Annotated in this window: 23 protein-coding genes and 1 pseudogene; 1 reads left to right on the top strand and 23 read right to left on the bottom strand. The window is 41.7% G+C overall.

The window, feature by feature from the left end; genetic code table 11:
• Positions 1-25: 25 nt before the first annotated feature.
• The 16 genes from glyA to CH76_RS08405 all read right to left on the bottom strand — a co-directional run bounded on the left by glyA (position 26) and on the right by CH76_RS08405 (position 14,341).
• Entirely contained in the window at positions 26-1,267 is a 1,242-nt protein-coding gene (glyA, locus tag CH76_RS08480; RefSeq protein ID WP_036145084.1) for a serine hydroxymethyltransferase, read from the bottom strand.
• Positions 1,268-1,286: 19 nt separating this feature from the next.
• Positions 1,287-1,829 (bottom strand): TIGR01440 family protein, encoded by a 543-nt coding sequence (locus CH76_RS08475; protein WP_036145083.1) that lies wholly within the window; start codon positions 1,827-1,829, stop codon positions 1,287-1,289.
• On the bottom strand, positions 1,822-2,271 hold the full coding sequence (gene rpiB / locus CH76_RS08470; protein WP_036145082.1) for a ribose 5-phosphate isomerase B: 450 nt from the start codon (positions 2,269-2,271) through the stop codon (positions 1,822-1,824). The genes CH76_RS08475 and rpiB overlap by 8 nt, the downstream gene beginning before the upstream one ends.
• A gap of 234 nt (positions 2,272-2,505) precedes the next feature.
• On the bottom strand, positions 2,506-3,789 hold the full coding sequence (locus tag CH76_RS08465; RefSeq protein WP_036145081.1) for a methyl-accepting chemotaxis protein: 1,284 nt from the start codon (positions 3,787-3,789) through the stop codon (positions 2,506-2,508).
• An 11-nt stretch (positions 3,790-3,800) separates the two neighbouring features.
• Positions 3,801-4,232 (bottom strand): low molecular weight protein arginine phosphatase, encoded by a 432-nt coding sequence (locus tag CH76_RS08460; RefSeq protein ID WP_235190378.1) that lies wholly within the window; start codon positions 4,230-4,232, stop codon positions 3,801-3,803.
• A 55-nt stretch (positions 4,233-4,287) separates the two neighbouring features.
• A complete protein-coding gene (locus CH76_RS08455; protein ID WP_036145079.1) occupies positions 4,288-5,292 on the bottom strand; it encodes an L-threonylcarbamoyladenylate synthase in 1,005 nt (334 codons plus the stop codon).
• Between the two features lie 74 nt (positions 5,293-5,366).
• Positions 5,367-6,224, bottom strand: coding sequence for a peptide chain release factor N(5)-glutamine methyltransferase (gene prmC, locus CH76_RS08450; protein ID WP_036145078.1), 858 nt, complete (start codon positions 6,222-6,224; stop codon positions 5,367-5,369).
• Complete coding sequence (gene prfA / locus CH76_RS08445) at positions 6,211-7,287, bottom strand: peptide chain release factor 1 (RefSeq protein WP_036145077.1); 1,077 nt, start codon at positions 7,285-7,287, stop codon at positions 6,211-6,213. The genes prmC and prfA overlap by 14 nt, the downstream gene beginning before the upstream one ends.
• Positions 7,288-7,305: 18 nt before the next feature.
• The gene (locus tag CH76_RS08440) at positions 7,306-7,881 is read right to left on the bottom strand and encodes a thymidine kinase (protein ID WP_036145076.1); all 576 of its coding nucleotides are present in this window, start codon (positions 7,879-7,881) and stop codon (positions 7,306-7,308) included.
• A gap of 74 nt (positions 7,882-7,955) precedes the next feature.
• The gene (gene rpmE / locus CH76_RS08435) at positions 7,956-8,159 is read right to left on the bottom strand and encodes a 50S ribosomal protein L31 (RefSeq protein ID WP_036145074.1); all 204 of its coding nucleotides are present in this window, start codon (positions 8,157-8,159) and stop codon (positions 7,956-7,958) included.
• A 151-nt stretch (positions 8,160-8,310) separates the two neighbouring features.
• On the bottom strand, positions 8,311-9,603 hold the full coding sequence (rho, locus tag CH76_RS08430) for a transcription termination factor Rho (RefSeq protein ID WP_036145073.1): 1,293 nt from the start codon (positions 9,601-9,603) through the stop codon (positions 8,311-8,313).
• Positions 9,604-9,674: 71 nt separating this feature from the next.
• On the bottom strand, positions 9,675-10,637 hold the full coding sequence (gene glpX / locus CH76_RS08425; RefSeq protein ID WP_036145072.1) for a class II fructose-bisphosphatase: 963 nt from the start codon (positions 10,635-10,637) through the stop codon (positions 9,675-9,677).
• 16 nt (positions 10,638-10,653) lie between these two features.
• Entirely contained in the window at positions 10,654-11,934 is a 1,281-nt protein-coding gene (locus CH76_RS08420) for a UDP-N-acetylglucosamine 1-carboxyvinyltransferase (protein ID WP_036145071.1), read from the bottom strand.
• A gap of 54 nt (positions 11,935-11,988) precedes the next feature.
• Complete coding sequence (fsa, locus tag CH76_RS08415) at positions 11,989-12,639, bottom strand: fructose-6-phosphate aldolase (RefSeq protein WP_036145069.1); 651 nt, start codon at positions 12,637-12,639, stop codon at positions 11,989-11,991.
• A gap of 392 nt (positions 12,640-13,031) precedes the next feature.
• The gene (locus CH76_RS08410) at positions 13,032-13,886 is read right to left on the bottom strand and encodes a class II fructose-bisphosphate aldolase (RefSeq protein WP_036145068.1); all 855 of its coding nucleotides are present in this window, start codon (positions 13,884-13,886) and stop codon (positions 13,032-13,034) included.
• A gap of 95 nt (positions 13,887-13,981) precedes the next feature.
• On the bottom strand, positions 13,982-14,341 hold the full coding sequence (locus CH76_RS08405; protein WP_036145067.1) for a response regulator: 360 nt from the start codon (positions 14,339-14,341) through the stop codon (positions 13,982-13,984).
• Positions 14,342-14,441: 100 nt separating this feature from the next.
• Here CH76_RS08405 and CH76_RS08400 point away from each other — a divergent pair, with 100 nt between their 5' ends.
• Positions 14,442-14,954, top strand: a complete 513-nt coding sequence (locus CH76_RS08400) for a DUF2529 family protein (protein ID WP_036145066.1) — start codon at positions 14,442-14,444, stop codon at positions 14,952-14,954.
• 45 nt (positions 14,955-14,999) lie between these two features.
• Here CH76_RS08400 and CH76_RS13505 read toward each other — a convergent pair whose 3' ends face one another.
• From CH76_RS13505 to CH76_RS08370, 7 genes and pseudogenes are all read right to left on the bottom strand, one after another.
• Complete coding sequence (locus CH76_RS13505) at positions 15,000-16,562, bottom strand: S-layer homology domain-containing protein (RefSeq protein WP_051910293.1); 1,563 nt, start codon at positions 16,560-16,562, stop codon at positions 15,000-15,002.
• 108 nt (positions 16,563-16,670) lie between these two features.
• Positions 16,671-18,262: pseudogene (locus tag CH76_RS08390) on the bottom strand (CTP synthase).
• 141 nt (positions 18,263-18,403) lie between these two features.
• On the bottom strand, positions 18,404-18,985 hold the full coding sequence (gene rpoE, locus CH76_RS08385) for a DNA-directed RNA polymerase subunit delta (RefSeq protein WP_036145064.1): 582 nt from the start codon (positions 18,983-18,985) through the stop codon (positions 18,404-18,406).
• A gap of 97 nt (positions 18,986-19,082) precedes the next feature.
• Positions 19,083-19,247: a hypothetical protein gene (locus tag CH76_RS13915; RefSeq protein ID WP_161769882.1), complete on the bottom strand. Its 165-nt coding sequence runs from the start codon at positions 19,245-19,247 to the stop codon at positions 19,083-19,085.
• Positions 19,248-19,363: 116 nt separating this feature from the next.
• Positions 19,364-22,618: a fused isobutyryl-CoA mutase/GTPase IcmF gene (gene icmF / locus CH76_RS08380; protein ID WP_036145062.1), complete on the bottom strand. Its 3,255-nt coding sequence runs from the start codon at positions 22,616-22,618 to the stop codon at positions 19,364-19,366.
• A 30-nt stretch (positions 22,619-22,648) separates the two neighbouring features.
• The gene (locus tag CH76_RS08375; RefSeq protein WP_036145061.1) at positions 22,649-23,284 is read right to left on the bottom strand and encodes a TetR/AcrR family transcriptional regulator; all 636 of its coding nucleotides are present in this window, start codon (positions 23,282-23,284) and stop codon (positions 22,649-22,651) included.
• Between the two features lie 3 nt (positions 23,285-23,287).
• Positions 23,288-24,427, bottom strand: coding sequence for an acyl-CoA dehydrogenase (locus tag CH76_RS08370; RefSeq protein ID WP_036145058.1), 1,140 nt, complete (start codon positions 24,425-24,427; stop codon positions 23,288-23,290).
• Between the last annotated feature and the right edge of the window lie 13 nt (positions 24,428-24,440).

Below are 24,440 nucleotides of genomic sequence, written 5' to 3'. Positions count from 1 at the left end.
AAAATTTGAGTGGAGACTTTTTGTCTTATGCGTAAAGAGGGTGCTTAGCTGCAAGTGCTGCAACGCGCTCTTTCGCTTCTTTTTGTGTTGCTTCGTCTTCTGGGTTTTTTAATACTAACGCAATGATTGCGCCTACTTCTTTCATGTCTTCCTCTTTGAAGCCACGAGAAGTTACTGCTGGTGTACCAATACGGATACCTGAAGTTACAAATGGTGACTCTGTATCGTAAGGAATTGTGTTTTTATTTGTTGTAATGCCTACAGCGTCAAGTGCATGCTCTGCTACTTTACCTGTTAAGCCTAATGATTTAACGTTTAATAATAGTAAGTGGTTGTCTGTACCGCCTGATACAATATCAACGCCCTCAGCCATTAATGTTTCAGCTAATGCTTTAGCGTTAGCTTTAATTTGTTTAGCGTAGTCTTTAAATTCTGGTTGTAGTGTTTCGCCAAATGCTACAGCTTTAGCTGCGATTACGTGCATTAAAGGACCACCTTGGATACCAGGGAATACTGATTTATTTAATTCTTTTTCCCATTTCGCGCTTGATAAAATTAAACCACCGCGTGGGCCACGTAATGTTTTATGTGTTGTTGATGTTACAAAGTCAGCGTGTGGTACTGGTGATGGATGTTCGCCAGCTGCTACTAAACCTGCGATATGTGCCATATCAACCATAAAGTACGCGCCTACTTCGTCTGCGATTTCGCGGAATTTAGCAAAATCGATTTCACGTGGGTATGCTGATGCACCTGCAACGATTAATTTTGGTTTGTTAGCTAATGCTTTTTGACGTACATCTTCGTAGTCAATTACGTGTGTATCTTCAGTTACACCATACTCCACAAAGTTGTAAAGTACGCCAGAGAAGTTAACTGGTGAACCATGTGTTAAGTGACCACCGTGAGAAAGGTTCATACCTAATACTGTGTCACCTGGTTGTAAAATTGTGTGGTAAACAGCCATGTTTGCTTGTGCACCTGAGTGAGGTTGTACGTTAGCATACTCAGCACCAAAAATTTCTTTAACACGGTCGCGTGCGATATCCTCTACAACGTCAACATGCTCACAACCACCATAGTAGCGTTTGCCTGGGTAACCTTCTGCATATTTGTTTGTTAATACTGAGCCCTGTGCTTCCATTACTGCTTCTGATACGAAGTTTTCTGAGGCGATTAACTCAATATTATCTTGTTGGCGTTTTTTCTCTGCTAAAATACCATCTAATACGGCTTTATCTTGTGCTGCTAATTTTTCTAATGACATAATTTACTTCCTCCTAAGTTTAAATAGAATATACTGCGCGCTCGCCGCCGATTAATTTCGGTCGCGTGGTCGCTACTGTTACAATTGCTTCGCCGATTTGCTTTACGCTCGTACGAATAGGGACTGCAACATGCTTTAAATGCATGCCAATTAACGTTTGCCCAATATCAATCCCCGCTGTTGCTGTAATATGCTCTACAACGACAGGGTCTTGCAATTGTTTATAGGCATAGGCTGACATCGAACCACCCGCTGACTGTACAGGAATGACTGACACCTCAGGTAAATTGAATTGCTGTGCTGCTGCACGCTCTAAAGTGAGCGCGCGATTAATGTGTTCGCAACCTTGGAACGCTAAATACAGTTTGTGTTTATCAGCAAATTGCTTGAGCGGTTCGTATAGCGCTTCGGCTACATTGCCCGCACCCGCTGTTCCAATTTTCTGACCAATAACTTCAGAGGTTGAGCACCCCACTACAAACAAGGTATTTGCTTGTAATGTGGTTTGCTCCTCTAACTCGGTCAATAGTTGCTGAAGTTGAACTTCTAGCAAATTATTCACCTCTCGCTAAATCTAAGCTACAAATTTTATTTACGCGACGCTCATGACGACCGCCCTCAAACTCTGTTTCTAACCATGTTTTTGCTACCATGCGTGCAAGTCCTGCGCCTACAACGCGCTCACCCATTGCTAAAATATTTGTATCATTGTGCTGACGAGTTGCCTCTGCACTAAATACATCATGTACTAGCGCACAGCGAATGCCGCGCACCTTGTTTGCTGCAATTGACATACCAATGCCTGTACCGCAAATTAAAATCCCACGGTCAAAATCGCCTTTGGCAACGCCATCTGCTATTGGTTTTGCATAATCTGGATAGTCTACTGAATCATCTGTCTGTGGACCAAAGTCAGTATAGTCGATTTTTAACTCGTCTAATAATGACATGATCTCCTTACGTAAATTATTTCCGCCGTGGTCTGAAGAAATTGCTACTTTCAAAACTGGCTCCCTCTTTTCGCTTTTATAGTCCCTTTAAGTTTACCATTTTATCAAGTAGAAAAACACGATTTTTATTTATCTTTACGTAACGAATGATACCTAAAAGCGAATGATTTGTCTAGATAAACTTTTATTGTTCACTTTTATACACTAATACATGCTGTTACAATCCACTTTCTTGTTGTTTGTCACAAAAAAGACGAAGTAAACAACTTCGTGTCTACTTCGTCTCTATTAGCTAAATCTATGAATCATCTCATAAAGTTTTTGTGCATGTTGCTCTAACTGCGCTGTTGAGGCTTCAATCGTAGCCATTGCATACATTTGTTCTTCTGCACGCGCACGTACTTCCTCTGCTCCTGCTGATGTTTGCTCAGCAATGGCTGCTACCTCTTGTGACTGCTTGGCTGTTTCCTCAATACTTGTCATTTGTTGCTCCATCATACGCGCAATATTTTCGGTTGCATGCGCGATTGTATGAATAGCAGCCTCCACTGTTTGTACCGCCTGCGTTGTCATAGACACACGTGCCGCTTCCGCACGCGCAAATTGCACTTGCTCACGAATCGCCTCACCAACAACGCCAACATTTTGTTGCATGCCACGAATTAGCTCATTACTGTCACGTACCGCAGTAGCACTTTGGTCAGCTAGTGCACGCACCTCATCCGCTACAACAGCAAAGCCTTTGCCATGCTCTCCTGCTCTTGCAGCTTCAATAGAGGCATTTAACGCAAGTAAATTAGTTTGCTCAGCAATCGCGCCAACAAGCTCTGTCACACTACCAATAGCTGTAGCATTTGACTCTAGCCCTTCAACATTAGTAAGTACAGCCGTGCTACGCATAGCAATCTGTTCAATGCCAGATGTTAATTCGTCAATTGCTGCAATAGCTACACTTAACTCCTGCACCAATTGTTGTGCTTGGTGTGTAGTAGTTGTTACTTCATCTGTAACCGTCGTCGCAACATCACGCGCATCTTCCATTGCCTCTGCTGTATGCTGTACAGCCATTGCAGAAGCCTCAGCCCCGTCCGAAATTTGGTTAATCGTAGCCGAAATGCCCTCTGCATTAGCTTTAGCTGTCGTTGTTTGCTTGGCTAACCCATCAATGACTTCATGCGTAGCGTCGTAATTAATTTCGATTCCTTTAATAATCGTGCGTAAATTACTAAGCATCCCATTAAAAGCAGTCCCAACAGCATTTAACTCATCCTGCGTATTTGGCACAGCCAAGTCTTTACTAATCTTACCTTCAGCTGCCTCACTTACAGCTCGCTCTAGTTTAAGTAATGGCTTAACAAGTACCCCACTAAAAACGGCAGCTAAAATACATGACCACATAATCCCAAGAGCATACGTAATTGCTTGAAACAGCACTACATTAACTTGCGGAAAAAACATGGGATGAATATATTCCATAAAAATAAAACTTGTTGAGTATGTAACTAGCGCTAATGCGCCAACAAAAAATACTAATTTTTTTGCGATACCTATTTTCGCCTTCTGCTGATGCATTAACAACACTCCTATATCTTTCGGATGATTTGTTCAATTGCTTGTTGCAGTTCGTTAAAGGTCTTGCGGTATACTTCGACATCACCACCATATGGATCAAACACATCGCGTGACTCGCCCGTTGCAAACTCATGTAGCCTTATTATTTTATTAGCATGCTGTGGGTATGCGGCAAGTAAATTTGCTCGATGTCCCTCTGTCATTGTAATAATATAATCTGCCCATTCAAGTGTTGCTTCATCCACTTGACTAGCGCTATGTTGCTCTGTAATTTGTTGCTCCTCTAACACGCGCTTTGCATTAGGACTCATTGGTGCTTGGCTAGCAGCAAAAATGCCCGCTGACTTAACTTCAATATTCGTTATATGTTTAGCACGTACAATTGCCTCAGCCATTGCGCTGCGACATGTGTTACCAGTACAAATAAAATAAAGGTTCATCATTTATCGCTCCTTTATTTTTAGCATAGCAAAATGCCCACAAAAAAACTACTGTGCTCTACACAGTAGTTTTGTACCAACGACCACCAGCGGCCTTTTCTAGACGATTCATAATAGCAGTACCTACACCCTCTGTTGTTGTAGCCGTTACTAAAATAATCGTAGCATCCGTTTTATCACATTCACGCAAAGCATCATATAAATTAACAGCGATGTCTGCACTCTCTCCTAACGAAATACGAATCGGAGCTTGCACAGTACAGCTTGCTGGTGCAATAAGTGCCACGCGTTCATGTGCTAATTCAGTTAAAGCAGCTGTAATTTTTTCGGTACTTTCTTCTATTAAATATACAGGCGCATTTGGCGCATAATGCGTATACTTCATACCTGGTGCGCGTGGTGCCTCAGGTGCATCAGTTAGCTTAGCTTCCTTGACCTCACCAATGACCTGCTCAAGCATTTCTTTTGTTACGCCACCTGGACGTAAAATCACCGGTGGATGTTGCGTCACATCTAGTACAGTCGACTCTAGCCCAATACCTGTGCGTCCACCATCTAAAATTAATGGTATACGTCCCACTAAATCATCATACACATGGCTAGCACGTGTTGGGCTCGGCTTACCACTACGATTAGCACTTGGCGCTGCAACAGGCGCATTTACCGTTTGTAAAAGTTGAAGTGCAACAGGATGGTCTGGCATACGTACACCAACAGTTGATAGACCTGCCGTTACATTTGTCGCAAGCGTATTAGGCTTGGCCTGCATAACTAGTGTAAGTGGCCCTGGCCAAAAGCTCGCCATACATTGCTTAGCTAGCGTTGAGACATTTGTACAATATTGCTCAACTGCTTGCTTTGTACCAATATGTACAATTAGCGGATTATCTGAAGGTCGCCCCTTCGCCTCAAAAATAGCAGCGACTGCTTTAGCGTTTGTAGCAATTGCGCCTAAGCCGTACACGGTTTCTGTAGGGAATGCTACTAGCTGACCGTCCTGTAATAGTGTCGCTGCTTGCTCATAAGCCTTTATACTATTTACAGCTGCGATATGTGTCTCCACGTTACAAAACTCCTTTAGTGTCCATAAAGTTATCCACAACTTCAGTGCATAACTTATCAGAAAATTGTGTATAACTATACAATTTCACAAAAAACCATACGATCTTTACCATTAATATCCTTAACAACAGAAACCGTTGCCTCCGGAAAGTGCTGTGTAAAGAAGCCACTCACTGCCTCACCTTGGGCATAGCCAATTTCTACACCGATTAACGCAGGGCGCTTCATTATTGTTGCGCTCTCCTCTGCTAGACGACGGTATAATTTCAACCCATCCTCCGCAGCAAATAATGCGGTATGTGGCTCATGCTCTAGTACAATCTCTGACATTAACGGTAGCTCATCAAACGCAATATAAGGCGGGTTGGATAAAATAACATCCCATGTTTCGCCTGCGATAGGCTCTGTTAAATCACCTAAGGCAAAACGCACAGAGGCATCCATTTTTTTAGCATTATAAACGGCAACTTCCATCGCACGCTCAGATAAATCCGTTACGGTTACATCTAGGCTAGGGCGCTCAAGTTTCATCGTTAAACCAATTGCTCCACTACCCGTACCAATATCCGCTAGTTTGACAGGCTGATTGCCAAAAAGCTTCTCTATTTTTTGCAATGCATAATAGACAAGCTCCTCAGTTTCAGGTCTTGGAATTAACACAGACTCATTAACCGTAAACTTACGACCATAAAATTCTTCGTAGCCAATGCAGTATTGTACAGGTCTACCAACCGCGTGCTCCTTAACAAGTGCGTCAAACTCCACACTTTGTGCATGGCTTAGCTCATCATACATATGTTGCATTAACGCTGAATAAGAGCAGCCTAATACATGTTGCAAAATAAGACGTGCCGCATTTTCTTCACGTCCATACTCCTTTAAAAAAGCTGATGCCCAAACTAGCGCATCATACGCTTGCCTAGGCGTTTTCATTTAATCGCTCAAGTTTTGATGCTTGCTCTTCTAATGTTAGTGCATCAATAATTTCGTCCAATTTGCCCTCCATGATTTGGTCGAGCTTTTGAATCGTTAAGCCAATGCGGTGGTCGGTAACACGATTTTGTGGATAGTTATACGTACGAATACGCTCAGAGCGGTCACCTGTACCAACAGCTGATTTACGAACTGAATCATACTCGCTTTGTGCTTCTTGTAAATATTTATCCGCTACACGCGCACGTAAAATCTTCATCGCTTTTTCGCGGTTTTTAATTTGTGAACGCTCATCTTGCATCGACACTACTACACCTGTTGGTAAGTGGGTCATACGCACAGCAGACATCGTGGTATTTACAGACTGTCCACCTGCTCCTGATGAAGCAAAAGTATCGACACGGATATCTTTTTCATGAATTTCTACGTCTACTTCTTCTACTTCTGGTAAGCAGGCAACGGTTGCTGTTGACGTATGAATACGACCTGATGACTCCGTCTCTGGTACACGTTGTACACGGTGTGCCCCGTTCTCGTATTTAAATTTAGAAAACGCACCTTGCCCATTAATCATAAAGACAATCTCTTTATAGCCGCCCATACCTGTCGCATTAGCGTCCATAACTTCGATTTTCCATCCTTGTGTTTCAGCGTAGCGTGAGTACATACGGAATAAGTTACCCGCAAATAGTGCTGCTTCATCGCCGCCCGCTGCTCCGCGGATTTCCATGATTACGTTTTTGTTATCATTTGGGTCTTTAGGGATTAATAATACACGAAGGCGTTCCTCTAAAACCTCAACTTGATGATTTAAGTCATTAAACTCTTCCTTCACCATCTCACGCATATCTGCATCTAACTTTTCATCTAGCATTTCGCGCGCATCCGCTTGTTGCTGCTTAACATCCTTATACTCTCGGTAAGCATCAACCGTATCTTGTAAATCCGATTGTTCCTTTGAGTACTCGCGTAGTTTTTTGCTATCGTTGACGATATCTGGGTCACTTAATAATTCATTTAAGCGATCATAGCGATCTTCAACTGCTTGTAAACGATCAAACATTGTTGTTCACCTCTTCTATTAGTGTAGGGGGGGATTGCTATGGCATTTACGACATACTGGATAATATGCCTCATTACCACCAATTTGAATTTGCTCACCCGTATAAACTGGCTTTCCTTGCCCGTCTACACGTAGGTTCATTGTTGCTTTACGCTCACAGAACCAGCAAATCGTTTTCATTTCTTCTATTTTATCCGCATACGTTAACATATAGCGGCTACCTTCAAATAATTCATTACGAAAATCATTTTTTAAACCAAAACCCATAACAGGAATATCAAGCTCATCTACAATACGTACAAGTTGTAGCACTTGAGCCTTGTCTAAAAATTGTACTTCATCAATAAGTACACAATAGGGCTTTTGCTCACAATTTTTAACGATTGAAAAAATATCGGTATGCGCAAAAATCACAATTGCCTTTTGTCTTAAGCCAACACGACTTGATACATAGCCTTCTTCATCGCGTGTATCAACCGCCGGTGTAAATAATACTACGGGCTTATTTTGCTCTTGGTAATTGTGTGCCACTTTTAAAATTTCAATTGATTTACCACTGTTCATAGCTCCGTGCTTAAAATAAAGTTGTGCCACTGCCTACAACTCCCCTTATTTATGCTGAAAAAAATACCTGCCAAGCGAAGCGCTTGGCAGGTATGAAACTACAATTAGTTTTTAAGACCGTATTTTTTGTTGAAACGATCCACACGACCATCAGCAGCCGCGAATTTTTGACGACCCGTATAGAATGGGTGGCATTCGTTACATAATTCAACAGTGATTTTCTCTTCTACTGAACCTGTAGTGAATGTGTTACCGCATGAGCAAGTAACCGTTGCTTGTTTGTAATCTGGATGAATACCTGGTTTCATATTCGTTTTCTCCTCTCGCCCTGAACTATTTGCTAGGTCAGAGTTTTGTTTTCGAACCATTGCCTTACAGCACCCGAATATGTCAGTTCCATATGCAATGCGTTTCTTTACAGAAAATAGTATAGCAAAATCTTTTTGACCTTGCAACCATTTACTTTTTATCTACTAATCCTTTGCCATTCGTTGCTTTTTTCATTTCGCTATTTAACTTGTCAAAGAACTCTTCGTTTGTTTCCGTTGTGCGTAGTTTACGTAAAAAGCGCTCTGTGAAGTCTGAAGCATCTGAAAATGTTTTGCGGATGGCCCATAACTTTTCAAGACGCTCTTTCGGGATTAATAATTCTTCCTTACGTGTACCTGAACGACGAATATCAATCGCTGGGAAAATACGACGCTCAGCTAAATGACGATCTAAATGTAACTCTAAGTTACCTGTACCCTTAAACTCCTCATAAATCACTTCGTCCATACGCGAACCTGTATCAATTAATGCAGTAGCTAAAATTGTTAAGCTACCACCCTCCTCAATATTACGTGCCGAGCCAAAGAAGCGTTTTGGTCGATGGAAGGCTGCTGGATCAATACCGCCTGATAATGTACGACCACTTGGTGGGATTACTAAGTTATACGCACGCGCAAGACGTGTAATAGAGTCCATTAAAATGATAACATCGCGCTTTTGTTCTACTAAACGTCGCGCTCGCTCTAGTACAATCTCTGCTACCTTAACGTGATTTTCTGGTACCTCATCAAACGTCGAGCTAACAACATCGGCATTGACTGAACGCTCAATATCAGTAACTTCCTCTGGACGCTCATCAATTAATAGCACAATTAAATCCGCATCAGGATAATTTGTTGTAATTGCGTTGGCAATCTCTTTTAATAAAGAAGTTTTACCTGCCTTTGGTGGGGCTACAATTAAACCACGTTGACCAAAGCCTACGGGTGCAACTAAATCCATAATGCGTGTTGATACACGATTTGATGTTGTTTCGAGTTTAATTTGTCGGTCTGGGTAGAGCGGAGTAAGAGCGGGGAAATGCACGCGGTCTTTAGCTTGTTCAGGGTCTACCCCGTTCACTGCCTCAACCTGCAATAAACCATAATAACGTTCGTTTTCCTTTGGTGGACGTACTTTACCCGAAACCTTATCGCCATTACGTAAATCAAAGCGGCGAATTTGTGAAGCTGAAATATAAATGTCTTCCTTACTTGGTGAGTAGTTAATCGGTCGAAGGAAGCCAAAGCCCTCTTGTGACACAATATCTAATACACCTTCCATAAAGAAGAAGCCCTCTTGCTCAGAGCGTGATTTTAAAATCGCAAAAATTAATTCCTTCTTGGTGAGCTTGCTATAATACGAAATTTTATACTCACGCGCTAAGGCATATAAATCTTTTAATGTCATATTTTCTAATTGAGATATTGTCAAACTAGCCATAAACACAGCTCCAGTTCTCTATAGTGTAAAATAAAGGAGGTACATAGCGCACCTCCTTCATAAATGAAGCATTATTTATCGTACTGTGGTTTTTTTTCTAAACGGTGACGCCCTTCAACAAAACGAACCGTACCTGATTTAGCACGCATAACAACTGACTCTGTTAAGCAGTAATCACCTTTGTATTGAACACCGCGTAATAGTCCACCATCTGTCACACCTGTTGCAGCGAAAATTGCATCGTCGCCTTTAACTAAGTCCTCTAGTTGGTATACTTTATTAACGTCAATGCCCATTTTTTCGCAACGCGCGCGTTGCTCGTCGTCTTCTGGTACTAAACGTCCCTGGAAGTCGCCGCCTAAACATTTTAATGCCGCTGCAGAAATTACGCCTTCTGGTGCGCCGCCAATACCGAACATAATATCAACACCTGTTTGGTCAAATGCTGTATTAATTGCTGCTGCAACGTCGCCATCTTGGATAAATTTAATACTAGCGCCTGCTGCACGAATTTCTTCAACGATTGCTGCGTGACGTTCGCGGTCAAGTAGTGTAGCTACCACATCTGAAACGTCTTTGTTTTTTGCTTTCGCTACAGCTTTTAAGTTATCTGTAACCGATGCATTAATATCTACCATACCTGCTGCCTCAGGACCAACAGCGATTTTTTCCATATACATATCAGGAGCATTTAATAAGTTGCCTTTATCTGCGATAGCAAGCACTGTTAATGCACCGTTACTACCTTTAGCAACAATATTTGTACCTTCAAGTGGGTCAACTGCGATATCAACATCTGGGCCACCGTTGCGTAAGCCAAGTTCTTCACCAATATAAAGCATTGGTGCTTCGTCCATTTCACCTTCACCAATTACTACTGTACCGTGCATTGGGATTGTGTCGAACATTGTACGCATTGCTGTTGTTGCTGCATCATCTGCAGAAATTTTGTCACCGCGTCCCATCCATTTTGCTGATTCAATTGCTGCTGCCTCTGTTACACGTACTACTTCCATTGATAAACTACGTTCCATGAGTTTATGCCTCCTGTTATTTGTCCGCTACTTCGAGCGAAATTGTTTCTCTTCTAATATCTGCACCAATTTCGCACAGCTTGTCTATTATACTGCTATATCCTCGTTCAATATGATAAATATCGCGAATTTCTGTTTCGCCCTCTGCAATCAGCCCTGCAAGCACAAGTGCTGCACCTGCGCGTAAATCCGTTGCTGTTACAGTAGAACCCTGCAAGGTAGTTGGTCCAGATATCATGGCTGTATTGCCTTCTACTCGTGCTTTTGCGCTCATACGATTTAACTCGTCAATATGCTTAAAGCGTGCTGGGTAAATCGTATCCGTCACCTTTGATGCACCATCTGCCTGTGTCATTAACACAGATAAAGGTTGTTGTACATCTGTAGGGAAGCCTGGATACACTAGTGTTTTAATATCTACGGCTTGCAATGTAGTTAAATCCGTTTTTGGAATAAAGATACTTTCCTCGTCGGTTTGTACCTTTACACCCATTTCACGTAATTTTGCCGTCACTGCCTCTAAATGCAACGGAATAACGTTATCAATTGTCACACCATCACCAATAGCTGCTGCCATAATCATAAATGTTGCTGCCTCAATACGGTCAGGGATAATTGTGTGTTGTGTACCATGAAGCTCCTCAACACCCTCAATACGAATTACGCTCGTACCTGCGCCCTTAATGCTTGCGCCCATATTTGTAAGCAATGTAGCTACATCAATAATTTCTGGTTCTTTTGCTGCGTTTTCGATAACTGTTTTACCTTTTGCACGAACAGCCGCTAACATAATATTAATTGTAGCACCAACACTCGCCACATCTAAATAAATTTTAGCGCCAATTAACTCGTCTGCACGCAAATAAATCGCACCGTGTTCATTTGTAACTTTTGCACCTAGCGCCTCAAAACCTTTAATGTGCTGATCAATTGGGCGTGGCCCTAAAAAACAACCGCCTGGTAAACCAATTACAGCTTTTTTAAAGCGCCCTAACATCGCGCCCATTAAATAATACGAGGCACGTAAGCGTTTGACGTTACCATTAGGTAGTGGTAGCGCAACCATGTCTGTCGGGTCGACGGTCATTACGCCATTTTGAAATAGCACCTTACCGCCAAACTCCTCTAGTAAATCCTTTAATGCCCACGCGTCTGAAATCTCAGGAATACCGCCAATTGTTACGGGTGAATTGGCTAAAATCGTGGCAGGTATTAAAGCGACAGCGCTATTTTTTGCTCCACTTACCTTAATGGTACCCTTCAGGCGATTTTCACCTGTAATTTTATATACATCCATTTTATTTCTCCTTAGCAATGGAAGTTCACCCACAATAGCGGAATGTACTTCCTCTTATTTCCCTTGACGCTTATCCCAATCTGATAAAAATGCTGCAATCCCTTTGTCTGTAAGTGGGTGGCTAAATAGCTGCTCCAATACATTAAATGGTGTTGTCGCAATATGCGCACCTGCCATCGCCGCTGCTTGAATGTGCTGCGGATGACGAATCGATGCTGCAATAATCTGTGTATCAATGTTATGAATGGCAAACATTGTCGCAATATCCTCAATTAATTGTGCACCGTCTTGACCAATATCATCAAGGCGTCCAATAAATGGTGACACATACGTAGCTCCTGCACGAGCAGCTAGCAGTGCTTGGTTTGCGCTAAAAACTAATGTGACATTCGTCGAAATGCCTTTGTCTGCAAAATAACGACATGCTGTTAAGCCTGCCTTTGTCATTGGCAATTTCACTGTAATATTTGGGGCAATTTTAGAAAGCTCAAGTCCTTCTTCAATCATACCCTGTGCGTCAAGGGCAATAACCTCTCCGCTCACTGAACCGTCAACGAGTGTCGCAATATCTTTTAAACGCTCGTGAAATGAAATGTCTTTTTCTTTCGCTACAAGTGACGGGTTTGTGGTAACACCATCAATAATACCCCAGCTATGCGCCTCTTTAATATGGTCAAAATTAGCTGTATCAATAAAAAACTTCATTATACTTACCTCCATTTCACTTGAAAACAAGAGAAGCAGTATTGCCTCTCCTGTATGCACTCAGAATCTGTGTAAATGTAATGACACTACTCTCACAGCAAAGGCACTACTGTAAATAATGCCTCAGTGTGAAAACAGCGCATTCTGCTTTTCTTTTGGCTAGCGACATGCGCTTCACTCCTTGGCGTTTCGAATGTCAGCTCTGTGCGACAAACACACAGGCTGCCCTTCTCCAACGCTTACGGTGTGAGAACAGCGCATTTTGCTTTTCTTTTTTGGCTAGCGGCTGGCACTTCAAACCTGTCACGTTTCGGGTGACTGCTCTGTGTGACGAGCACACAGGCCGACTCCCTCCAACGTGCTGGTTTGAGAACAGTGCCCTCTGCTTTTCTTTATGCCTTTTGTGAGCTACCGAATTCGCGCATTTTACCGATTACTGTTGTTTTGATTGCTTCGCGAGCTGGTGCTAAGTATTTACGTGGGTCGTAAACTTTAGTGTCGTTTGCTAATACTTCACGCACTACTTTTGTTGCTGCGATTTGGTTTTCTGTATTTACGTTAATTTTTGCTGTACCTAAAGAGATTGAGCGTTGGATATCTTTTGTCGGGATACCTGTACCGCCATGTAATACTAATGGTAGGTCAGCTAAGTTTGAGATTTCTTCCATCTCTTTAAAACCTAGGTTTGGTTCACCTTTATATGGTCCGTGTACTGAACCTAATGCTGGTGCTAGGCAGTCGATTGCTGTTTCAGCAACCATTTTACGGCATTCTTCTGGGTCAGCATAAATAATACCACCTGTTACACCATCTTCATCGCCACCAACTGTGCCAAGCTCTGCTTCTACAGAAACGCCTTTAGCGTGTGCGTATTCTACAACTTGAGATGTGATTTCGATATTTTCTTCAAATGGGTGGTGAGAAGCATCAATCATTACTGAAGTGAAGCCAGCGTCAATTGCTTCTTTACATTTATCAAAGCTAGAACCATGGTCTAAGTGAATAGCAACAGGCACTGTAATACCATAGCTCTCAATTAAGCCTTTTACCATATAAACAACTGATACGAAGCCGCCCATATATTTTGCTGCGCCTTCAGAAACACCAAGGATTACTGGTGATTTTTCTTCTTGTGCTGCTAATAAAATCGCTTGCGTAAATTCTAAGTTATTAATATTGTATTGCCCTACTGCGTACTTTTCCTCTTTTGCTTTGATTAACATTTCTTTCATTGATACTAATGCCATGAATAAAATCCTCCTTAGGATTAACGATATTTTTCGTGAGAAATATTCCATCTAATCATAACAAAAAGCGAATATGTATGCTACTGCTTGAACAACTAACCTAGTAATATTTTGTTAACAGTAGCGCGAATTTCGAAAATATTGAATGGTTTTGTAAAATGTGCGACTGCTCCGAGCCGCTTCGTCTTTTCAATTTCGGTGACTTCTCCGTAAGCAGTCATCATGATTATTGGTAAATTTGGGAACAACTCGCGCAACTTGCTTAATATTGTTATGCCATCCATGCCTGGGATACGCATGTCGAGTAAAACACAATCTGGTATGTATGTTTCTACAATTGCTAATGCCTCTACGCCACTTGCGGCGAGGTGCGTACAGTAACCATCTTGCTTAAAAACTTCGCGCAATAATAATCTAATTCCCTCTTGATCGTCCACGATAAGTAAATTGCACACAAAATCCCTCCTAGTATTTGCTAAAATTACCTGCTTACTTTCCCTCCATAATACAATACATTCTTTTCGTTTTCACTTATAATGTTAGCGAGGTGACAACATGTTAAAAATATTAACGACACAACTGCAAGGGCTATTTCAACGCCTTGGTAATGCAGAAGAAGAAAACATTGAAGATACAGCGCGTCTACTTGCACAAGCTGCTATTGGTGAAGGGCATGTGTATTTTGCATGTTTTGGTGAGTTTGAAGCTATCCTTACACACGCAAGTAACGAGCTTGAACCATTCGCTAAAGTGCGTAACCTAACAGACGTTAGCGAGCTAACGCCGGCTGACCGCGTTTGTATTTTTACACCACTTGCAACGGATGAGGCTGCGATTGCCGTAGCTGCTACATTAAGCGTACCATTTGCTGTTGTAGCAAGTGAAAATAAAAAAAATCCATCGAATACATTATTCGAAGAAGCCTACACCTATGTTAACTTACATGTACGTGGTGGTCTAATCCCAAGTGAAACAGGTGAGCGCTTAGTACAGCCTGACTTATTTGCTGCATTATTTGCCTATGAAGCTATTAAGCTAAGCTACGACGAAATGCTTGCAGGTGAATAAAAAAATCTCGACATCAGCTTATGGCTAATGTCGAGATTTTTTATTTTACATTAATCCTTCAAGGCCAGCAAGACCGCCTAAGTCACCGCCACCTAAAGATTGTAATAAATTTTGTAGCTCATCCATTTCCTCACTCGTTACTACCATATACTCAATTGTGGTAATACCAGCAAGCTCATACATAAAGCCATGCACATAAATGCTCTCATCGTCGTTACCTGTTAAGCGAATCGAGAATAAGCCATTACCCTCTGCAGCGCGTGTAATTTTAACACCGTCATTCGCTAATTGTGTGTGTACAATTTTATCTTTCGCAAGACCTGCTGTAAATTGCTCAACATACATATCACGTACATTAAAACCAATTTCATCTTGGCTGACAAGTACTTCATTTTTTTCGATAACATTCATTGCTACGAAAGAAAAATCGCTTTCGCTAATTGCTAAACCTAAACGACGTGAGTTGCCCTCATCATCGCTAAATGTTGCAATATAAGCGCCTGCCGCTTTCATTGTTAGCGTATAAGAAGCTGTTTCTGGTTCTTCGATTTCTTCGCCTTCAATTACTTCAAATGTATTTTTTTCGTACGTATACATTGTTGGGTCTAAAACCTTACCATCTAAGCTCATAATTTCGATATGTTTTGGTTCAAAGCCAAGCGCTTCTTCTTCAACTGAAATCTCTGTTGGTGTTACTTCAGTTGACTCTGTTAATGTGACCACTAGCTTATCTGCTTTTTTCGTTACCTCTACGATATATTTTTTCTGTGTAACTACTTCATAGTCTTCTTCCTCTGTTACGTTAGAGCCGCTGACAATAATCATGCCCTTACCTTCAGAGATGGCCTCAATACCAATTGTTTCGCCGTCCTCATGTAGAGCGAAAATTTCTTCACCTGTCTCAGGATGGTTTTCTTCTGTATAAGTTGCTTCGATAATCGTTGCGTTTAGTTCGTCCGCAGTAATTTTTGCTTGAATACGGTTTTCTAGCATTTGTTCAGTACGCGTTGTAAATAATGCAAATTGCGCGCGTGTTACGCTGTTACGCAGACCAAACTCTGTTGGGCTTTGCCCCTTTGTAATACCATAGTGGTAAAGCGCTGCAACATTGTCGTACGCCTCTGTATGTACTAACACATCTTTAAACGGTAACGTTGTACCATTTGGTGCCATTAGCGCATACGCTGTCGTTAACATTTTAGCAAGTTGCTCACGTGTAATCGCTTCGTTTGGACGGAATGAACCATCCGCATAGCCGCTAAATACGTCTACCTCTGTAAGTGCTGCAATTGCGCCGTAGTATTCATTTGTTTCGGCAACATCTTTATACTCAGGATTTACAACGTCCTCTGTATCAAGCGCTAACATATTAGCTAGCATTTTTGCTGATTGTCCACGTGTAATTGCTTGATGCGGGCGGAATGTGCCGTCTGCATAACCTTTAACAACACCGCGCTCTACTAAATTAGCAATGGCTTGTCCGTACTCTGCCTTAGCATCAACATCTTTAAACTTCTTAGGTGCTGCGTTTGCTTCTGGTACAACTACAATGGCACTTGTTGCTAGCGCCGCAGTCATTGCCATCGCAAAAATCTTTTTATTATTCATAGTTAGCCTCTTTTCTATTAATTGTCTCTTATTGCTATACGGTTCACTCAACATTTAGTTTCAAAAAAAGCCCGAAAATGTACTGCTACACTTTCAGGCTACAAAATTTTATTTTAATGTTGCTTGGATGAAATCACGGAATAGTGGTTGTGGACGATTTGGACGTGACACAAACTCTGGGTGGAATTGTGCAGCTACGAAGAAATCATTTGTTGGGATTTCTACGATTTCGACTAATTTATTGTCAGGCTAACGCCTGAGAATACTAAGCCCTCTGCTTCCATTGCCTCGCGGTATTCATTATTAAACTCATAACGGTGACGGTGACGCTCATAGATTAAATCGCTATCGTATGAAGCGTGTGCTTGTGTGCCGTCTTTTAATTTACATGGGTATAAGCCAAGACGCAGTGTGCCGCCTAAATCATCGTCTTCTTTTTTGTCTGGTAAAATATCAATAATTGGGTACGTTGTGTCTTTATCTAGCTCTGTTGAGTGAGCACCTTCTAATTTTAACACATTACGTGCAAACTCGACTGTAGCTAATTGCATACCTAAACAAATGCCTAGGAATGGTACATTGTTCTCACGTGCAAAACGGATTGCTTCGATTTTACCTTCAACCCCGCGGTCACCAAAGCCACCAGGGACGATAATACCATCAGCCTCGCCAATCATTTCTTTTACATTGTCTGCTGTTACTTCTTCAGCATTGATCCAGTCAATCTCTACGTCTGTATCAAACGCATAGCCTGCATGGCGCATTGCTTCTACTACTGAAATATACGCATCTTGTAACTCAACGTATTTACCAACAAGTGCGATTTTTGTTTTACCATGTAAGTTTTTCACAACTTCCACAAGCTTTTTCCAATCTTCCATGTCTGCTTCTGGCGCTTTTAGGCCAAAGTGGTCAAGTACGATATCGTCTAAATCTTGTTTGTGTAAGTTAAGTGGTACTTCATATAAATGCTCAACGTCACGGGACTCAATAATTTCGTGCTTTTGTACGTCACAGAATAACGCTAACTTTTCTTTCATTTCTTCTGGTACTTCTTGCTCTGTACGCACCACAATAATGTTTGGTTGGATACCAAGTGAACGCAACTCTTTTACAGAGTGTTGTGTTGGTTTTGTTTTTAGTTCGCCCGCTGCTTTAATGTACGGGATTAATGTACAGTGGATGTACATTACGTTGTTGTGACCTAAGTTCGTACGCATTTGACGAATGGCCTCTAGGAATGGTAGTGACTCGATGTCACCTACTGTACCGCCAACTTCTGTAATTACAACATCAGCATTTGTTTCGCGACCTGCACGTTGGATGCGGTCTTTAATTTCGTTTGTAATATGCGGAATAACCTGTACTGTACCGCCATTATAATCACCGCGACGCTCTTTATTTAATACGGTTTGGTATACACGTCCTGATGTTACCGTTGAGTGCTTACCTAAATTAATATCAATGAAGCGCTCGTAGTGACCTAAGTCTAAGTCAGCCTCAGCACCGTCATCTGTCACAAAAACCTCACCATGTTGGTATGGGCTCATTGTGCCTGGGTCAATATTAATATAAGGATCAAACTTTTGAATTGTTACCTCTAACCCACGATTTTTTAGTAAACGTCCTAATGATGCAGCGACAATACCTTTACCAAGTGACGACACCACGCCACCCGTTACGAAAATATACTTTGTCATTACAAATGCCTCCTTATATTTATAAAAAATAAAAAACGCTTCCTCTGCATATGCGCAGGGGAAGCGTATCACTTATACGGTCAATCTCCTTTTTAGGAGCCCAAGTAAAAGAGTATACGTTACCGAAAAATATGTCAAGAATTATTCTTCGTCTTCGTCGTCCTCTTCTTCATCTTCCTCGCCTAAGTCAAACTCTTCGTCCTCGATGATTACTTCTTCCACAACTTCTTCCTCATCAAGCTCTTCCTCTTCTTCTAACTCTTCTTCGTCCTTGCCAAAGCCAACAGGATCAACTAAGCTTTCTTCCTCTTCTTCGTCGTCCTCTTCGTCTTCTAGCTCATCTTCAAAGATAAGTGCTTCTTCTGCTTCAAGCTCTTCCACATCATCAAAGTCATCTTCTTTAGCAGCTTTTGATTTTTTCTTACGGATTTTTACAGATGGTGCTGTTTCTTCTTCGATTTGCTCTACTTTATACCATTCACGTAAGCCCCAGCCATCCTCTTGGTTAAGTAGGAAGCGTCCATCAATGTTTAAGTCTGTATAAAATTGTTGAATGCGTGCTTTCATTTCTGCATTCGTGTAACCTTTTATTTTTTGAAGCTCACTTGTTAACGCTTCTAAACTCATTGAACTATGTTTTTCTGTTAAAATCGCAAACGCTAAGTCCACTAAAGATTCTTCTGCGATTTGGTGTTTTGTCATTTTACGAAAATCCACTTTCATGCACGTCCTTTCAATTCGCCCACTTGTAAGCAGCCTCTGCTACTTACGCGGTTAAGCATAATACTCATTATATACAATATCTCATCGCAATGGCTACTTACAATTTACGTTTTTTTAAACGCCACATTTGACGCGTGCCTAAAAAAAATAAATACGCTGACAATACCAATAATGGAATTGATGCAAGCTGGTCGTTATAAATTGCCGTAATTACGACTAATAAAACTAAAATTATGCCGTACGACACTACTTTTTTAAACACGCTATCACCTCTTTGCTTCAGTATAGCGAATGTTTCTAATCAAATTCAAATAACTTCCTGTCTGCACACATTTTTTTCACAAAAAACAGAGGTCGCCTAAGCGACCTCTTACTTGTTTACATATTGCGTCGGTATTGCCCGCCCACTTCGTAAAGTGCGCGCGTGATTTGCCCTAAGCTTGCTACTTGTACAGTTTGCATAAGCTCCGCAAAAATATTGCCACCTGTTACAGCTGCATGTTGCAATCGTTCAATTGCCGCTTCCGCTTCTGTTTGATGCTTCGCTTGGAAGGCTTGCAGATTAGTAATTTGTGCTTCCTTCTCCTCTTTTGAAGCACGCGCAATCTCCATGCTATCAATCGCATCATCTGACGGTGGGTTAGGATTAAGGTACGTATTAACACCAATGATTGGTAACTCACCTGAGTGCTTCAGCATTTCGTAATGCATCGACTCCTCTTGGATTTTACCGCGTTGGTACTGCGTTTCCATTGCACCTAACACGCCACCACGGTCATTAATACGGTCAAATTCTTCAAGCACTGCGTTTTCTACTAACTCTGTTAACTCTTCAATAATGAATGCACCTTGTAGTGGGTTTTCATTTTTTGTTAAGCCATGCTCTTTCGTAATAATCATTTGAATGGCCATTGCACGACGGACAGACTCTTCTGTTGGCGTAGTAATTGCCTCATCATACGCATTTGTGTGTAGTGAGTTACAGTTATCATGTAGTGCCATTAAAGCTTGAAGTGTCGTACGAATATCATTAAAGTCAATCTCCTGCGCGTGCAGGCTTCGACCTGATGTTTGAATGTGATACTTTAATTTTTGTGAACGCTCATTTGCCCCGTACTTATCACGCATTACTACTGCCCAAATACGACGAGCCACACGACCAATAACCGAATACTCTGGGTCTAAACCATTTGAGAAGAAGAATGATAGGTTTGGCGCAAAGTCGTCAATATTCATGCCACGGCTTAAATAATACTCCACATACGTAAAACCATTCGCTAGCGTAAAGGCTAATTGCGAAATGGGATTTGCGCCCGCTTCGGCAATATGATAGCCCGAAATTGATACTGAATAATAATTACGTACTTTATGGTCAATAAAATACTGCTGGATATCGCCCATTAAACGTAGGGCAAATTCTGTTGAGAAGATACATGTGTTTTGCCCTTGATCTTCTTTTAAAATATCAGCTTGCACTGTACCACGTACAACTTGTAGTGTTTGCTCGCGTACGCTAGTAAACTCCTCTAGCGTTAAAGTACGACCTAGTGCGTCCTCTTGCTTTTTCACTTGTTGGTCAATCGCTGCATTCATAAACATCGCTAAAATAATTGGCGCTGGACCGTTGATTGTCATGGATACTGATGTTGATGGCGCACATAAATCAAAACCATCGTATAGCTTTTTCATATCCTCTAACGTACAAATGCTTACGCCTGACTCACCAACTTTACCGTAAATATCAGGACGGTGGTCTGGGTCTTCGCCGTAAAGTGTTACAGAGTCAAACGCTGTTGATAAACGTTTCGCATCGTCATCCTTAGACAAGTAGTGGAAGCGACGATTCGTACGCTCTGGCGTTCCCTCACCCGCGAATTGGCGCTTAGGATCCTCGCCCTCACGTTTAAATTGGAATACGCCCCCTGTATAAGGAAACTCCCCAGGAACGTTTTCACGGTATACCCAGCTCAAAATTTCGCCATAATCTTTGTAGTTAGGCAGTGACACTTTTGGAATCTTTGTACCTGCTAAACTTTTTGTCTTCAGCACTGTACGGATTTCCTTATCACGAATCTTCATGACAAACTCGTCTTGACGATAAGCTTCCTTCAAGGTCTCCCAGTTAGCTAAAATACGTTTTGACTCAGCTGACAATTCGTCACGCACTCCATCAGCCAGTGAACTTAATGAAGCCATTAATGCATCGTCTTGCGTTTTTTCTTTTACTGCCTCAAGCGCACCCTCTAATTGGAACAAGCGACGCGCAAGCACAACTTGTTGCTCCGAATTTTTATGATAGTTACGCACAGTATCTGTAATCTCACGTAAATAATAGCGACGATCATTTGGAATAATCACGTCTTGCTTTTGTGTTTTAGCTGAAGCTGCATAGGATGTTTCCCAGTCTGTACCAGCTTTTTCATTTAACACATGAACAATGGCCGCAAACAATGTGTTTGTGCCTTTATCATTAAACTGGCTAGCAATCGTACCATACACAGGCATATCATCTAAATCTGCTTCCCATAGCTCTCGTGAGCGTTGGTATTGCTTTTGTACTTGACGCTTAGCATCCTCCGAACCCTTACGTTCAAATTTATTAATCGCAATTAAATCTGCGTAGTCAATCATGTCAATTTTCTCTAATTGTGTCGGCGCACCGAACTCTGATGTCATAACATACATCGAAATATCAGTATAGTTGGTGATTTCTGCATCCCCTTGACCTATACCACTCGTTTCAACGATAATTAAGTCATAGCCTGCTGTTTTTACAATATCCAGTACGTCACCAATTGATGACGAAAGTTCCGTGCGGGAACCACGTGTAGCCAAGCTACGCATGTATACGCGATTGTTAAAAATAGCATTCATACGGATACGGTCGCCTAACAGCGCACCACCCGTTTTTTGTTTTGTTGGGTCCACAGAAAGGATGGCAACCTTTTTATCTGGGAACTCACGTAGGAATCGACGAATCAATTCATCTGTTAGAGACGATTTACCTGCCCCACCGGTACCTGTAATACCTAAAACGGGCGTGTTTTTCGAGCGTTGGCGCGCTTCCTCAATCAGTTGCTTTGCTTCGTCGCTTTTTACTTCTTCTGCAATTGTAATAAGTTTAGCCAATACTTCTGGCGTTGTTGTCGTCAGCTTATCGAGTAAACCAATATAATCTGCATCTTCAATTGTAGAGAAGTCACTCTCTTCAATTTGGTGATTAATCATACCTTGCAAGCCAAGCTTACGCCCATCCTCTGGCGAAAAAATACCCGCGATGCCGTAATCCTCTAGCTCTTTAATCTCTTTAGGTAAAATAACACCACCACCGCCACCCCAAATCTTAACGTGAGGTGCACCTCGCTCATTTAATAAATCATGCATGTACTTAAAGTACTCAATATGCCCCCCTTGATAAGAAGAAATCGCAATGCCCTGTGCATCCTCTTGGATTGCTGCATTTACGACTTCCTCAACTGAACGGTTATGCCCTAAGTGAATGACTTCTGAGCCACTCGCCTGTAAAATACGTCGCATAATATTAATAGAAGCATCATGCCCATCAAAAAGACTTGATGCTGTAACAAAGCGTACGTGATTATTCGGACGATACACTACTTTTTCTTGTGTCATAACAATATCCCCCATCCTCTTTATAAATGGTTAAGCAAATCCCTTAATCCCCTGAATAAACATTGTTGTCTGCATTTCAATAAACGAATCAATGGTGTGATGAGGGTGGAGCGCCCATTTACGGAACGCCCAACTTTGCCCTTGCACCACAATATTATTCGCTGCGAGATGGATTTGTTGCTCATTTAATGTAAGCTCCCCTGCATCTACGCAATTTTTCAAAATGCCTTCAAAAATCGCGACCATTTCAAATTCTTTCGAAAAAACATAAACCAATGCTTCTTTTTTTAGCGACTTTGTCTCTTGATACATAATCGTAAACTCATCCACCATGCCATCAATTAACATAAAGTATTGACGAATTGCCCCTTTTAATTCGTTTAACGTACCTGAGCTAGTCGGAAACTCGGCAAGTTGTGTCATTACCTCGTTAAATATGCTGTCGCACACAAGGTAAAGCACGTCTTCCTTCGACCGAATATACTCATACAACGTCCCAATACTAAAGCCTGCTTCTTTCGCGATTTCTCGCGTAGTAGCGCGGTGAAAGCCCTTTTCTTTAAAGAGCTTGATTGCGCCTTGAATCATTTGCTTACGGCGAATAGCAATTAAACTCTCATCTTTAACAGATGACTCTACTACAACTTTATTAAGCTTATCTGTCATAAATTACTTTGTAAGCATACGCGAGATAACTAAGCGTTGAATCTCTTGCGTTCCTTCATAAATTTGTGTGATTTTAGCATCGCGCATATAACGCTCAACTGGGTAGTCTTTAGTATAGCCATAGCCACCGTAAACTTGTACTGCCTCAGTCGTTACCTTCATCGCCGTATCTCCTGCTAATAATTTAGCCATCGCCGAAGCTTTACCATAAGGAAGATCGTTTGATTCTAACCAAGCTGCTTGATACGTTAACAAACGTGATGCCTCTGTTTGTGTTGCCATATCTGCTAACTTAAATGAAACCCCTTGTTGCGCGGCAATTGGTTTACCAAATTGCACACGCTCTTTAGCATAGCCCACAGCTGCGTCGAGTGCGCCCTGTGCAATACCTACTGCTTGTGCAGCAATACCATTACGTCCACCGTCTAGCGTCTTCATCGCGATAATAAAGCCTTCGCCCTCTTTACCTAGCAGATTTTCCTTTGGTACGCGGCAATTATCAAACATAATTTCAGTTGTTGGTGAAGAACGAATGCCGAGTTTCTGTTCTTTTTTACCTACCGCAAAGCCTGGTGTATCCGCTTCGACGATAAATGCACTTGTACCATTATGTTTAGATGTTGGGTCTGTTACCGCAAATACTACATATGTGTCTGCAATACCACCGTTTGTAATAAAGATTTTCGAGCCATTTAATACATAATCGTCACCATCTAATTTAGCTGTTGTTTTCATGCCGCCTGCGTCACTACCTGATGCTGGCTCTGTTAAACCGTAAGCACCTACTTTTTCACCTTCAGCCATTGGACGTAAGTATTTTTGCTTTTGTTCTTCATTACCATATTTATAAATCGGCCAGCCCGCTAATGATGTGTGCGCCGATAATACAACGCCTGTGGATGCACAAACGCGTGATAACTCTTCAATCGTAATGACGTAAGCAAGGTAGTCCATACCTGCACCACCGTACTCCTCTGGCCAAGGGATACCTGTTAACCCAAGTTCAGCCATTTGTTTAAAAATGTTCATATCAAATGTTTCGTTTTCATCGCGCTCAGCCGCTGTTGGCGCAACTTGCTCTAGTGCAAATTCGCGCACCATTTTACGTAGCATTTCATGTTCTTCTGATAATTGAAAGTTCATCGTTCTATCCCCT

The organism is Lysinibacillus sp. BF-4, from assembly GCF_000743635.1.
GTDB lineage: Bacteria > Bacillota > Bacilli > Bacillales_A > Planococcaceae > Metalysinibacillus > Metalysinibacillus saudimassiliensis.
This window is presented reverse-complemented; position numbering and strand designations above follow the sequence as displayed.